This window comes from Nosocomiicoccus ampullae (assembly GCF_001696685.1).
In the GTDB taxonomy this organism is placed as follows: Bacteria; Bacillota; Bacilli; order Staphylococcales; family Salinicoccaceae; genus Nosocomiicoccus; species Nosocomiicoccus ampullae_A.
The window spans coordinates 41219-56412 of sequence record NZ_MBFG01000004.1 but is presented as its reverse complement, the minus strand read 5'-3'; the positions used below and the strand labels follow the sequence as shown (position 1 = coordinate 56412).

Genomic DNA, 15194 nt, shown 5'->3' with positions numbered 1-15194 from the left:
ACCCTAATTACATACGTTTAACGTATGCATCTCATTTTAAAACGAAGTGAACTTCGTTTACTTGCTGTAATAGAGATAGAAATTCACATCGCTTACTAACTATTCTCACCAACCATAGTCTCTCTAAAAGTAGGGCGAATGTTACTGCATCTCACAAGTAAATGTTATTTGATTACTTTTATTATAATAATTTTCTTCGTTATTTTCAATAATGACTATAGGTTAAGTCCAGGTTGCTCAAAAACGACTTGACCATTAGCAATTACTTTTGATGCATGGTTTACACCATAATGATACGGTACGTATTCGTGGTTTGGTGCGTTCCAAATGACGAGGTTCGCATCATCTCCAGCATCTAACGTACCACGATCTGTTTTAATTGCGTGTGCTGCGTTTACTGTTACTGCGTTCCATACTTCTTTTGGTGTCATTCTAAGTTTGATTGCACCGATTGTCATAATCATTTGTAAGTTATCTGTCACACAGCTTCCAGGGTTAAAGTCCGTCGCGAGAGCTACAGCTCCACCGTTATCAATCATTCCACGTGCATCAGCATAATCGTCTTTTCCTAAATAGAACGTTGTACCTGGTAGAAGTACAGCGATTGTGTCGCTATCTTTCAATGCTTTTTTGTCTTTATCTGAAGCGGCGACTAAATGATCTGCACTGACTGCACCTTGTTCGATAGCGAGACCTAAACCACCGAGTGGATCGATTTCATCTGCATGGATTTTTAAATCGTATCCCGCTTCTTTAGCTGCTTCCATATAACGTCTTGACTCCTCAACGCTGAAAACTCCTGTTTCAGTAAATATATCTGCAAAATCAGATAGCTTTTTAATTTCATTGTTTTGAAGTAAATCTGTCATCTCTTGTAAAAATTCTTCGTTTTCTCGGCCTTTAGGTACTGCGTGTGGACCTAAGTACGTATGTTTCATTGTGATTGGAAACTTTTCTTCAAGTGCGTGTGATACTTTTAATTGTTTTAATTCATTTTCTAAATCGAGACCATATCCACTTTTTGATTCTACTGTTAGTACACCGTGCTGAATCATACGGATAATGTTTTTCGATGCTTTTTCTAACAACTCATCAAACGATGCTTTTTTAGTCGCTTCAACAGTATTTAAAATACCGCCACCTTGTTCTAAAATCTCTAAATAATCGACACCCTGAATTTTTAACGCTAACTCGTGCTCACGTGATCCACCATGAACGACGTGTGTATGAGGGTCGACTAGAGCAGGTGTGACAAGCTTTCCTTCAGCATCAATTTCTTGATCTGCTGTATAATCATCTGTTTTTTCACCACTATAGATGACTTTACCGTCTTCAATGACGACCATACCGTCTTTCACGATTAATAACTCGTCCATCTCTTTTCCTTTTAATGCACGTGTTGATTTCTTTGGTAATACTAACTCACCAATATTTTTAATAATTGTTGTCGACATTATTTATTCTCCTTTAACATTGGTATATTCATGTTGTATTTTTTCGCTGTTTCGATTGCTATATCATATCCAGCGTCAACATGTCTTACTACTCCCATACCCGGATCTGTAGTTAATACTCTTTCTAATCGTCTCGCTGCTCTGTCTGTTCCATCTGCAACGACGACCATTCCTGCATGTAATGAGTATCCCATACCAACACCACCACCGTGGTGGAATGAAATCCATGATCCTCCTGCTGCCGTGTTCACTAACGCGTTTAATACTGCCCAGTCACCAACTGCGTCACTTCCGTCTTTCATCGACTCAGTTTCACGGTTAGGACTTGCAACTGAACCAGAGTCTAGATGGTCACGTCCAATAACGATTGGTGCGCTAATTTCTCCTGTACGAACCATTTCGTTTAATGCTAACCCCATTTTCGCACGTTCACCGTATCCTAACCAAGCGATACGTGATGGTAATCCTTGGAAATGAATACGTTTTTCAGCCATATCTAACCAACGAATTAACTTTTCATTATCTGGGAATAATTCACGCATTTTTTTATCTGCCGCTTCGATATCTTTAGGGTCTCCAGATAACGCCGCAAATCTAAATGGTCCTTTACCTTCACAGAATAATGGGCGAATGAATAGTGGCACGAATCCTCCAAAGTCAAATGCATTTTTTACACCGTAATCATACGCAACTTGTCGAATATTGTTACCATAATCGAAAACAACTGCGCCTTTTTCTTTAAATCCGAGCATCGCTTCAACGTGTTTTGCCATAGAGGCTGTAGATAACTCAACATACTTTTCAGGATTTTCTTCGCGTAGTTTTTTTGCTTCTTCTAACGAGTATCCTTCAGGTACATAACCGTTTAACGGGTCATGCGCACTCGTTTGGTCAGTAACGACGTCGATTTTCGTATCGCTATTTAGAATTTTAGGTAAAATTTCTGCAGCGTTTCCTAATAATCCAATCGATAAATTACGTCCTTCATCTCTCGCTTCTTCAGCGACTTTTAATGCTTCGTCTAAGTCTTCAATCATGACGTCACAATAGCCCGTTTCAATTCGTTTTTCAATTCGAGATTTGTCGACCTCAACAGTAATCGACACACCATCACAAAACGATACCGCAAGTGGTTGCGCACCACCCATACCACCAAGTCCAGCAGTTAACGTAATCGTTCCTTTTAAACTACCGCCGTAGTGTTGGTTTGCGAGTTCTGCAAATGATTCGTACGTCCCTTGAACGATTCCTTGAGACCCGATATAAATCCATGAACCAGCCGTCATCTGGCCGTACATCATTAATCCTTTTTTATCGAGTTCATTAAAGTGTTCCCAGTTTGCCCACTTAGGTACGAGTACTGAGTTAGATAAAAGTACGCGTGGTGCCTCGTCATGCGTCTTAAACACCGCAACAGGTTTACCAGACTGAACGAGCATCGTTTCATCATCTTCAAGATTTCTTAACGTATCTACAATCGCATCAAATGCTTCCCAGTTACGCGCTGCTTTACCGATACCCCCGTATACGACTAAATTCTCTGGATGCTCAGCAACCTCAGGATCTAAGTTGTTATATAACATACGTAAAGCTGCTTCTTGTTCCCAACCTTTACACTCAATTTCTAAACCTTTTTTAGCTCGAATATTTCTTGACATAATTTAACACTCCTTGAAATTTAAAATAGTTCACGACATAAAAAAAGACCGATTAAATACTTTGAATAGCACGTAATGCGAGTGATAGTTGTTTGATATCGTCTGAGAATTTTCGATCTTGGTCGATAAACGCCGCAACTTTTCTATATTCGTCAAATTTCTCTTTCGTTTTTGGTGATAGTTTGTCCACACCACGAATTTCTACAGCACTTAGTGCGATGAACAACTCAGTTGCAAGGACGTTTCGAACGTTTTCCACGATGTCTCTAGCGTGTCTAGCACCAATTGTTCCCATAGAAACGTGATCTTCTTGGTTTCCACTAGACGGTATTGAATCAACAGATGCTGGATGTGCGAGTGTTTTGTTTTCAGAAACTAAACTTGCCGCCATATATTGTAAAATCATTGCACCTGACTGTAGTCCATCTTCTGGACTTAAAAATGCTGGTAATCCGTCGTTTAAATCTGGGTTTACTAATCGCTCGATGCGTCTTTCTGAAATATTTGCAATTTCTGCAACACCGATTTTTAATAAATCCATCGCGATAGCGATCGGTTGTCCGTGGAAGTTTCCACCAGAGTAGACTTCGTTTTCACTAAATATTAATGGGTTATCATTTGCAGCGTTCATTTCAATTTCTAACTTTTCTTTTACATATTTTAACGTTTGGAAACTTGCGCCGTGCACTTGTGGAATACAACGAAGTGAGTATGCATCTTGTACACGTAATTCACCTTGATGTGTAGTCAGTTTTGAGTCTTTTAAATACTCTCTCATTTTTTTCGCAACGTAAATTTGCTCATCGTATCCACGTGCAATGTGAATTTTTTCATCGTATGCGTCTGTAATACCATGTAAACTTTGATGTGTTAAAGATGAAATCCATAAACTATCTTCCATCAGCTTTTCTGCTTCGATATATGTAATGACACCAACTGCTGTCATCGCTTGTGTACCGTTAATTAAAGCGAGACCTTCTTTTGCAGCAAGTTCAATTGGTTCGATTTGTTTTTCTTTTAACACTTCAATAGTCGGAGTCACTTTACCGTCTTTTAACACTTCACCTTCACCAGTTAGTGGAAGTGCCATATGAGATAACGGTGCGAGATCTCCTGAAGCACCTAAAGAACCTTGTTCTGGAATGGCTGGAATAATTCTTTCGTTAATAAATGTTTTTAACTGATCGACGAGAATTGTTCTCACGCCTGAATGTCCTTTTAACATTGTATTTAAACGTAATACCATCATGAGTAGTGCAGTATTTTCACTTAAATAATTTCCAACACCAACCGCATGAGAGCGAATAAGATTTGTTTGAAGCTGTGATGTTTTTTCTTTTGAAATTAAGACGTCACTAAACAGTCCAAAACCTGTTGTAATCCCGTAAATTGTACGTTCATTATCGATGATGTTTTCAACGATTTGTCTTGATGCATGAACTCTTTTATACGCGTCTTCGGTCACTTCAATTTTAGAATTTTCATGTTGTAAAAATGATTTAATATCCTTAATTTCTAAAGCGCTTCCATCTAATTTTAAAACTACCAACTCAATTCCTCCTTAAAACTCTGAATTTAACAACAGTATAACGTTTACATTTTTTAAAATCAAAAAAAGTTGGAGAAAATCTCCAACTTTTAATTTATTCTTCGGTATTTTCCTCTTCGTCTTCAATATCCGCTTCAACATCTTTAACAACCGCTACAGTAGCAACGTTGTTAGAGTCATCTAAGCGCATTAAACGAACACCTTGAGTACTACGTCCCGTAATCGATACATCATTAATCGCGAATCGAATAATGACACCACGATTTGTAACGACCATTAAATCTTCGTTTCCGTCAACCGCAGCGATAGACTCGAGTTCTCCGATTTTTTCAGTTAAGTGAATCGTTTTAACTCCGAGACCGCCACGTTTCGTTTGACGATACGCGCTTTCATTCGTCTGTTTACCGTAACCTTTATTTGTCACGACTAACACGTGTTGATTTTCTTTTAATATATCAATTCCAACGACTTCATCACCTTCACGTAGACGCATTCCAAGTACACCTGCTGCCGTACGTCCCATAGAACGAACGTCGTTTTCATCGAAACGAATGAGTTGTCCTTGTTTAGATCCAATGACTACTTCTGATTGACCGTCTGTAAGACGAACTGCGAGTAATTCATCGTTATCTCTAAACGTAATTGCGATTTTACCGTTACGATTAATACGGTTAAATTCTGATAGTTTCGTACGTTTCACAAGACCATTACGCGTAACGAATAGTAGGTGATAGCCATCCGTATCTCCGTCTTTATCTTTAACCGATAACATCGTCGTGATTTTTTCGTCTTTATCGACTTCAATCATATTAACGATTGGAATACCTTTAGATTGACGCGATAATTCCGCAACTTCGTATCCTTTGAGTCGGTATACACGACCTTTATTCGTAAAGAATAATAAATAATCGTGTGTCGACATCGCTACGATTTTTTCAACGAAGTCATCTTCCACCGTATTCATACCTTGAATACCGCGTCCACCGCGTTTTTGTGCGCGATACGTGTCAGCTGGGAGACGTTTAATATAGTTTTTATGAGATAACGTGACGACGATTTGTTCTTCTGGAATTAAATCCTCATCTTCGATATCTATTGCGCCTGCAGTGATTTCTGTACGGCGCTCATCACCATATTTATCGCGAATTTCAATTAATTCTTTACGGATAAGCTCTAACAGTTTAGCTTCAGAATCTAAAATCGCTTGAAGTGATTCGATAGTTTTCATAAGCTCATCGTACTCTGATTGGATTTTGTCGCGCTCTAAACCTGTAAGGCGACGTAATCTCATATCTAATATCGCTTGTGCTTGCTTTTCAGATAAACTAAATTGCTCCATTAAGCCTAATTTAGCTTCTTCATCTGTTTCTGACGCACGAATTAAAGCGATGATTTCATCGATATGATCGAGTGCAATCATCAGTCCTTCTAAAATGTGTGCACGTGCTTTCGCACGATCTAAATCGAACTCTGTGCGTCTTGTTACGACTTCTTTTTGGTGCTCAAGATAGTGATATAACATCTCTTTTAACGTGAGTGTTTGAGGTTCACCATTTACAAGAGCGAGCATGTTGACACCAAACGATAATTGTAGAGGTGTTTGTTTATATAAGTTGTTTAATATAACGTTCGCGTTTTGATCGCGACGAATCTCAATGATGATTTTAACGCCTTCTTGAAGTGACGTTTCATCACGTAAATCTGTAATACCTTCGATTTTTTTATCGCGTACAAGTTCTGCGATTTTTTCGACTAAACGTGCTTTGTTTACTTGGTACGGAATTTCAGAAACAACGATACGTTCTTTACCGTTTTTCATTTCTTCAATCGTACATTTCGCACGCATAATAATCGAACCACGACCTGTTTCATACGCTTTTTTAATACCAGAGCGTCCCATAATCAGTCCTGCTGTTGGGAAATCAGGTCCTTTAATAATATCCATTAACTCTAGCGTCGTAATGTCTGGATTTTCTGAAAGAGCAAGGACACCATTAATAGATTCTACTAAGTTATGTGGTGGTATATTTGTCGCCATACCGACTGCAATTCCTGACGCACCATTGACGAGTAAATTCGGAAAGTGTGCCGGTAATACGACTGGTTCCCGTTCTGTTTCATCGTAGTTTGGTGCGAAATCGATCGTATTTTTGTTAATATCTCTTAATAGTTCCATCGCGATTTTCGACATTTTTGCTTCTGTGTAACGCTGTGCAGCTGCTCCGTCACCGTCCATTGAACCAAAGTTCCCTTGTCCATGAACGAGTGGATAACGCGTTGAGAAGTCTTGTGCGAGTCTCACCATCGCTTCATAAATTGATAAGTCACCATGTGGGTGATATTTACCCATTACGTCTCCGACGATACGTGCTGATTTTTTAAACGGTTTGTCGTTCGTCATACCGTTATCATACATACCGTATAAAATTCTACGGTGTACTGGCTTTAATCCGTCTCGAACATCTGGTAACGCACGTGATACGATAACACTCATCGCATAGCTCAAGAAGGAACTCTTCATCGTTTTACTAATATTTACGGGTTGAATATTACTATGTTCAGCCAATTAAATTTCCTCCTTAAACATCTAAGTTTTCTACATATCTTGCGTTTTCTTCAATGAATTCACGGCGTAACTCTACGATGTCACCCATTAACATCTCAAATACTTGATCCGCTTCAATCGCATCTGACAACTCAACTTGTAAGAGTGTACGATTTTCTTCGTCCATCGTCGTTTCCCATAATTGGTCTGCGTTCATTTCACCGAGACCTTTGTAACGTGAAATTGAGATTTTTGGTGTTTCTGGTAGTGTACGACGTAGTTCTTCAAGCGCTTCGTCATCATAGACATAATGTTTTTTCTTACCTTGCTCCACTTTATAAAGTGGTGGTTGTGCAATGTAAATATATCCTGCTTCAATTAACGGACGCATAAAGCGATAGAAGAACGTGAGTAATAGTGTACGGATATGTGCACCATCAACGTCTGCGTCTGTCATAATAACGACTTTATGATAACGTGTTTTTTCTAAATCAAATTCTTCTCCAATTCCAGTACCGAGCGCTGTGATAATCGCACGAATTTCGTTATTTTCTAATATACGGTCGAGTCGCGCTTTTTCAACGTTTAAAATTTTACCTCGTAACGGTAAAATAGCTTGTACTGTCGAGTTACGACCAGATTTTGCTGAACCACCTGCTGAGTCACCCTCAACGATAAATAGCTCAGAAATACTTGGATCTTTTGATGAACAATCTGCTAGTTTTCCTGGTAAACTTGATACTTCTAAAGCAGATTTACGTCGCGTCATTTCACGTGCTTTACGTGCTGCAACACGCGCATGTTGTGCGGTAATTCCTTTTTCGACAATCATTCTTGCTTCTTGTGGGTTTTCTAGTAAATAACGTTCAAACCCTTCAGAGAATAATTGATCTGTAATCGAACGTACTTCAGAGTTACCTAACTTAGTTTTTGTCTGTCCTTCAAACTGAGGATCTGTATGTTTGATGGACACAACTGCAGTCAGACCTTCTCTAACATCTTCACCTGATAAACGTTCGTCGTTTTCTTTTAAAATATTTTGACTAAATCCGTAGTTGTTTATGACACGTGTTAACGCACGTCTAAATCCTTCTTCGTGCGTACCACCTTCATAAGTGTGGATATTGTTTGCATATGTTAAAACGTTCGATGAAAAACCTCTATGATACTGCATAGATATTTCAACTTCAACGTTTTCTTTGTCACCATCTAGATAGATGACTTCTTCAGTTAAGATTTCTTTATTTTTGTTTAGTTCTTCAACATATGACTTTAAACCGCCTTCATAGTGGTACTCATATGTTTCACCGTCTGATGTACGTTCATCTTTTAGACGAATTGTTAAACCTTTATTTAAAAACGCGAGTTCTTTTACACGTTTTTCGAGTATTTCAACTTCATATTCTTGTGTCTCTGTAAATATTTCAGCATCTGCTTTGAAACGAATAACAGTACCTGTTTTGTTTGTTTTATCGATGACTTCTAAGTCAGCATCAGGCACTCCGCGCGTATAACTTTGGAAATGCACTTTTTTATCTCTATGAACATATACTTCTAATGACTCAGATAAGGCGTTTACTACTGAAGATCCTACACCGTGTAGACCACCAGATACTTTATATCCACCGCCACCGAATTTACCTCCTGCGTGAAGGACTGTTAAAATAACCTCTACCGCAGGACGTCCCATCGATTCTTGAATATCGACTGGAATACCACGTCCATCATCGATAACTTTTACCCAGCCATCTTTCTCTAATATAATGTCGACTGCTGATGCATAGCCAGCGAGCGCCTCGTCAATAGAGTTATCGACGATTTCCCACACTAAATGGTGTAACCCTCTAGAAGACGTCGAGCCGATATACATACCCGGACGTTTTCTTACTGCTTCCAAACCTTCAAGTACTTGTATTTGGGTTGCATCATAAGATTCATGTCTTTGTTCTGCCATTTTGTCACCTTCCGCTATTTTTTAACCGTACCTTCTTCAATCGTGTATAAATTCATTTCATCCATAATTTGATGGTTAATATCACTAATTGAAGTCGTCGTTACAAACGTCTGTACACGGTTACGTATCGACGTTAGTAGGTGTGCTTGACGGTGCTCGTCAAGTTCACTGAGTACATCATCTAACAGTAAAATTGGATACTCTCCAATTTCATTTGCGATAACATCGAGTTCTGCAAGTTTTAAAGACAACGCAGTCGAGCGTTGTTGACCTTGTGAACCGTATGTCTGCACATCCATATCATTAATATAAAACTTTAAATCATCTCGATGTGGACCGATTAAACATTGTCGACGTTCTATTTCGTTATCGATTACAGATGCATAAGTTTCTTTTAAAAACTGTAATCGTTCTTCTTTTTTAAGTTCTAAACATTTAATATTTGGACGATATTCAACTGTTAAATTTTCTTTATTATTTGAAATGTCGCTATGTATTTGTTTTGCATACTCATTTAAGGCTTCAACAAATGCTTCGCGCTTATTAATGATTTCTAATGCTGCTTCAACGAGTTGATCGTTAAAGATTTCGACCATCATTTTATCGACGTGTCTTTCTTTTAAATACAAGTTTTTTTGTTTTAAGACACGTTTATAGTCTGATAAGCTTTGTAAATATATTTTAGAAATTTGACCACACTCTACATCGATAAAGTTACGACGTACTTCTGGTGCACCTTTAACAATTTCTAAATCTTCTGGTGCAAATAATACACAGTTCAGTGCCCCGACATACTGAGATAATTTAGCCATCTCAATATGATTGATTTTTGCACGTTTTCCACTTTTAGAAAGTAAAAGTGATATCGGTATTTCACTAAATCTATTTTGTACATATCCAGAAATTAATGCTTCATCTTGATTCATTCGAATTATTTCTTTATCGCGCGTCGTACGATGACTTTTTGTCGTTGCGAGACAATAGATCGACTCGAGTAGGTTGGTTTTTCCTTGTGCATTCTTTCCAATAAAAACGTTCAACTTGTCGTGAAAGTCGAGTGACAATGACTCGTAATTACGAAAATTTTCTAAATGTATACTAGATAGTTTCATCTACATACTCTATTCGATATACTCCAAACTCACCTAGATCGAGGACGTCACCATGATGAAGCTTTTTACCACGACGATTTTCGGGTTCATCGTTTAAATACACTTCATTCTCTGCAAGAAACCACTTTGCTTCTCCACCAGACTGAATAATAGACTGGTGTTTTAAAAATTGACCGATTGTAATAATTCCATCACTTAATTGAACGATTTCCATCTGTTTTTCCTCCTCGTATTGTTTATATTATACAGTATTTTCAGTGTATTTTCATCTTAATCGCTATTTAAAGGGTCATAGAGGGCTTTTATATTATTTTGTACTCCACCTACTTAATAACAATTAAAAAAGCTATATGCTCATATTTTAAAACATGAGGCATATAGCTTATAAATTTAGTAAGTTCTAATTGGTAAAATTAATTGAACAACATCGTTTGATGTACTTGATTGAATCGTAAATGGTTTCATCGTTCCAAAGAACTCAATTGAAACTTCTTCTTCAGGGATTGCACGTAGCGCGTCCATCATATATCTTGAGTTGAATGAAATTTGTAGCGGTTCACCTTCTAAATTTAGTGCACCCACTTCTTCTTCTACGTTTCCAATTTCTGGACTATTTGACGATAAAAGAACACGACTATTGTCGATTGTCATTTTAATCGCGCTATTTCCACCCTCAAGTGCAAGTAATGACACTCGGTCAATCGCTTTTAAAAATTCGTTATTATTGATTACTAACTTTGTCTCGAAGTTTTCTGGGAACAATCTTGACGTGTCAGGATAATTTCCTTCTAGTAAACGAGAGATAAATCTTAAATGACCGTATTTAAATAATACTTGGTTTTGTGAGAAGTTAATTTCCACATCTTCTTCACTATCTTCGATAATTTTATTTAGTTCGTGTAATGCTTTACCAGGAATAATCGCATTACTAATTTCGATAGAGTTTTCTTTGTCATTTAACTTACGTAGCGCAAGTCTATGTGAATCTGTCGCTGTAAAATGCAGTGACTCATCAAAGAATTGCCAGTTAACACCTGTTAAAACTGGGCGAGTTTCTGAACTTGATACTGCAAAGTTTGTCTCGTTAATAATCGTTTTTAAAACAGATGCTGCGATTTTAATATTTTCTTCGTTATTCACTTCAGGAAGTAGTGGGTAGTGATCTGGATTTGATCCACTAATGACGAAATTAGATTTACCGCCACTCACTTGAATTCCAAATTGATCTGTTGATTTTAATTGGACGTAAACTCCATCTAATTTTTTAACGATATCTGTGAAAAATCTTGCAGGTAAGACTGCTTCACCAGGTTCAGTAACTGTTAAAATTTCTTCGTTATCTACTTCTGTTGGAATTGTGATTTCGATTGAAATCTCTCCGTTACTCCCTATTAGTACTAATTTGTCAGAAGATACTTCTATTTTAATTCCTGACAAAATAGGAAGCGTTGTACGATTTGATATTGCTTTTAATACGTCGTTTAGTTGTTCTGTGAAATAAGCACGTTGAATTTGTATTTGCATATGATAACTCCTTTTATTCTATATATTATATATAAAAATAGTAAAAGTCGTAGTAGGCACTGTGAATATGTGGATAAGTGGAAAACACGTTGATATATCAAAGTTATTCACATGTGTATAAACTGTTGATATTAGTGTACCATTTATCCACATTACTCACATAATATTAACCGAGTTTATTTTCGATTTCTTTTAATTCCTCTACGAATTCTTCGTCAGTTTGTAGTAATTTAGAAATTTTTTCGTGCGCATGAATAACCGTCGTATGATCTCTACCGCCAAAAATCTCTCCAATTTTTGGTAAAGAGTTATCTGTGAGTTCACGCGATAAATACATTGCGACGTGTCGTGGAAATGCGATAGAGCGCGTTCTTTTTTTAGAACTAAAATCATCTATTTTAATGCTGTAATGTTCAGCGACAACTGCTTGTATATCTTCTATACTAATTTTTCTTTGTTTTGGCTCTTTGACAATATCTTTTAGAGCTTCCGCAACAACTTCTGGAGACATTTCTTGATTTGTTAGTTTTGCGTATGCTGCGACTCGTGTTAAGGCACCTTCTAGTTCACGAATATTCGTATCAATTTGATTTGCGATGTACAGCATCGATTCTTTTGGAATGACGACGTTTGCTTCTTCACATTTTTTCTTTAATATTGCAATTCTCGTTTCAAGGTCAGGTGGAGTAATATCTGTAATTAACCCCCAACCAAATCGTGATCGTAATCTATCTTCTAATGTAGGGATTTCTTTTGGCGTACGATCACTTGTAATTACGATTTGTTTATCTTCATCATGAAGTGCGTTAAATGTATGGAAGAACTCTTCTTGTGTTTGCTCTTTTCCTGCTAAAAATTGAATGTCATCGATTAATAAGACATCAATATTTCGATATTTATTTCTAAATGCTTCAGGTTTGTTATCACGAATCGAGTTGATAAAATCATTCGTAAAACGTTCGCTTGATAGGTATGCGACTTTAGCATCTGGACGTGTTTTTTGAATATAGTTACCGATTGCGTGCATTAAATGGGTTTTCCCTAATCCAACACCACCATATATAAATAGTGGGTTATATGCTTTTGCAGGTGCTTCAGCGACTGCGAGTGAAGCAGCATGTGCAAATCGATTTCCATTTCCAATAACGAATGTATCGAATGTGTTTTCTTCGTTAATATTAAATACACGTTCTTCAGTAGGTTCAACTGGTTTTTCATCTTTAACTATAGATGAATTTACTGATTCTTCACCAGCGACAATGAGTGTAATCTCAGGCGATTCACCGACTACTTTAAAAATAGATTCTGCAATGAGATCTTTATAATGATCTTCTAGCCAGTTACGATTGAATTCTGAACTTGATTCAATCACTGCATTTTCTTGAGAAAGTTCTACTAATTTTAAGTCTGCGAACCAAACACCAAAACTTGCACTAGACACATTTTGTTCGATTTCATCTAAAATCTTTTTCCAAATTTCTCCTAAACCATCCATAAATTTAACCTCACTTTTAAGATAATTCACATACTGTGGATAAATATATAAACAATGGTGATAAAAGTTATCCACAACCTTTCCACAAATGTGGATAAAACACTTATGTTTTTAGTTATTCACATAGAATTCAATAAAAATTATAATAGATAAACATTAATATATCAATGATCCAACAAAAGTATCCACAAATCCACAAGTTATCCACATAAATAATTAAATGTGTGTTACTTTGTTTATAAGTTATGCACAATGTGGTGGAAAACTATGATTCATTGAAAAGTTATCCACATTTTTACGAAGAAAACATCTAATTTAATCTGTTAGAATACGTAATAATGCCAAAAAAATAATTGAAATGGTATTTGGATTCTGTTATTATGTAGTAGTTGCTAAAATTATTGACAGAAAAATTCATATAGCATTGGATTACATGGAGGTGTAGTTATGCCTAAACGTACGTATCAACCAAATAAACGCAAGCGTTCAAAAGTACACGGATTCCGTGCGAGAATGAGTACTAAAAATGGACGTAAAGTACTTGCGCGTCGCAGAAGAAAAGGTAGAAAAGTATTATCTGCATAATATGAAGATCATCTAGTCATAGGTGATCTTTTTTTGTGTTAATTCATAAAGTGTCATATCATGTCTATATTTTGTATAATATGTAATCATAAAGAGGTACAGTTGTATGAAAAAAGAGTATCGTATTAAAAAACAAAAAGATTTTCAGTATGTCTTTAAAAAAGGTAAGTCTGTTGCGAATCGACAATTCGTTATTTATACGAAAGAAAAGTCTGATGAAACACATTTTAGACTTGGTATCAGTGTTTCGAAAAAATTAGGCAATGCCGTAAAAAGAAATCAAATTAAACGTCGAATCCGCGCATTTTTCACTCAACATAAAGACACACTTAAAACAACAGAATACATTGTGATTGCAAGACAGCCTGTTAAAGATATGGACTATCACGACATTGAAAAGTCTTTATTACACGTTTTGCGAATCGCAAAATGCATAAAATAATGGAGGATAGACACATGTATAAAGTTTACAGAGGTGAAACTGTAGAAGACGCGCTGCAAAAAGGTTTAAACGATTTAAATGTCGAAGAGTCAGACATCAGTATTGACGTACTACAACAAGGTTCTAAAGGTTTCTTAGGTTTAATGAAAAAAGAAGCTGAAGTTAAACTTACGATTATTAATCCGGAGTTAAAACAATTAAATACAATTGAAGCAGTTCAAATGAGGTACCTGGAAGATTCTATAGAAGAAACTACAGAATTAGAGGTTACTGAACAAGAAGTTGTAGAAGAAGAGACAGACGTTAATCAATTAGATACTGTCGAAGAAGTTGTAGGTATGAAAGAAGATACTGTTGAACAACACGAAGAGCAATTAGACGATTCATATGAAGAGACTGATGTACAAACTCCGAAATTTACGTTCGATGAAGCAGTCGAAAGTACAGCGAATTATATTCAGTCTGTTGTTAATGAAATGGGTATTTCTAACTATACAGATTATACAGTCGACGATCGTACAGTAATGATTAACGTATTTGCAGATAAAGCGGCAAAAGTCATCGGTAAACGTGGATCGACATTAAATGCGTTAAGTGAAATTGGCCAGCATTACTTCAATAGAATATATAAAGGTTACGGAAGAATTATTATCGATACAGAAAACTATCGCGAAAAACGCGAAGAAATACTTGAAAATCTTGCGATTAATATGTCGAAAAAAGCAGTACGTACAAACCTACCAGTACACTTAGAACCGATGCCAGCATATGAAAGAAAGATCATTCATAACGCTCTTTATAACGTTACAAACATCAAAACTTACTCAGCTGGTAAAGAACCAAATCGTCATATTGTTATTGAAAGAGAATAGAGGG

At 36.7% G+C, this 15194-nt stretch carries 12 protein-coding genes and 1 other annotated feature (1 of these 13 cut by a window edge); of the genes, 3 read left to right on the top strand and 9 right to left on the bottom strand.

From position 1 onward, the window contains the following. Positions 1-166 (bottom strand) — a binding site (T-box leader) (it extends 29 nt beyond the left edge of the window). Positions 167-215: 49 nt separating this feature from the next. The 9 genes from hutI to dnaA form a co-directional block, all read right to left on the bottom strand. Next, positions 216-1454: an imidazolonepropionase gene (gene hutI, locus BBS29_RS03485; RefSeq protein ID WP_068129077.1), complete on the bottom strand. Its 1239-nt coding sequence runs from the start codon at positions 1452-1454 to the stop codon at positions 216-218. Next, complete coding sequence (gene hutU, locus BBS29_RS03480) at positions 1454-3112, bottom strand: urocanate hydratase (protein ID WP_068129075.1); 1659 nt, start codon at positions 3110-3112, stop codon at positions 1454-1456. The genes hutI and hutU overlap by 1 nt, the downstream gene beginning before the upstream one ends. A gap of 52 nt (positions 3113-3164) precedes the next feature. After that, positions 3165-4661: a histidine ammonia-lyase gene (gene hutH, locus BBS29_RS03475; RefSeq protein WP_068129073.1), complete on the bottom strand. Its 1497-nt coding sequence runs from the start codon at positions 4659-4661 to the stop codon at positions 3165-3167. Positions 4662-4755: 94 nt separating this feature from the next. Continuing rightward, positions 4756-7227 (bottom strand): DNA gyrase subunit A, encoded by a 2472-nt coding sequence (gyrA, locus tag BBS29_RS03470; protein ID WP_084778820.1) that lies wholly within the window; start codon positions 7225-7227, stop codon positions 4756-4758. A gap of 13 nt (positions 7228-7240) precedes the next feature. Further along, positions 7241-9160: a DNA topoisomerase (ATP-hydrolyzing) subunit B gene (gene gyrB / locus BBS29_RS03465; protein WP_068129071.1), complete on the bottom strand. Its 1920-nt coding sequence runs from the start codon at positions 9158-9160 to the stop codon at positions 7241-7243. A gap of 14 nt (positions 9161-9174) precedes the next feature. Next, on the bottom strand, positions 9175-10272 hold the full coding sequence (recF, locus tag BBS29_RS03460; RefSeq protein WP_068129070.1) for a DNA replication/repair protein RecF: 1098 nt from the start codon (positions 10270-10272) through the stop codon (positions 9175-9177). Next, positions 10259-10486 carry a S4 domain-containing protein YaaA gene (yaaA, locus tag BBS29_RS03455; RefSeq protein WP_040928956.1) on the bottom strand — a complete coding sequence of 76 codons (228 nt, stop codon included), beginning with the start codon at positions 10484-10486 and terminating at the stop codon, positions 10259-10261. The genes recF and yaaA overlap by 14 nt, the downstream gene beginning before the upstream one ends. A gap of 176 nt (positions 10487-10662) precedes the next feature. Continuing rightward, positions 10663-11796 carry a DNA polymerase III subunit beta gene (dnaN, locus tag BBS29_RS03450; protein WP_068129068.1) on the bottom strand — a complete coding sequence of 378 codons (1134 nt, stop codon included), beginning with the start codon at positions 11794-11796 and terminating at the stop codon, positions 10663-10665. 166 nt (positions 11797-11962) lie between these two features. Then, positions 11963-13291 (bottom strand): chromosomal replication initiator protein DnaA, encoded by a 1329-nt coding sequence (gene dnaA / locus BBS29_RS03445; RefSeq protein WP_068129066.1) that lies wholly within the window; start codon positions 13289-13291, stop codon positions 11963-11965. Positions 13292-13738: 447 nt separating this feature from the next. Here dnaA and rpmH point away from each other — a divergent pair, with 447 nt between their 5' ends. The 3 genes from rpmH (at position 13739) to jag (ending at position 15190) form a co-directional block, all read left to right on the top strand. Further along, complete coding sequence (rpmH, locus tag BBS29_RS03440) at positions 13739-13876, top strand: 50S ribosomal protein L34 (RefSeq protein ID WP_040928948.1); 138 nt, start codon at positions 13739-13741, stop codon at positions 13874-13876. Positions 13877-13982: 106 nt separating this feature from the next. Beyond that, positions 13983-14318, top strand: a complete 336-nt coding sequence (gene rnpA, locus BBS29_RS03435; RefSeq protein ID WP_068129064.1) for a ribonuclease P protein component — start codon at positions 13983-13985, stop codon at positions 14316-14318. Between the two features lie 14 nt (positions 14319-14332). After that, on the top strand, positions 14333-15190 hold the full coding sequence (gene jag, locus BBS29_RS03430; RefSeq protein ID WP_068129062.1) for an RNA-binding cell elongation regulator Jag/EloR: 858 nt from the start codon (positions 14333-14335) through the stop codon (positions 15188-15190). The last annotated feature ends 4 nt before the right edge of the window (positions 15191-15194 follow it).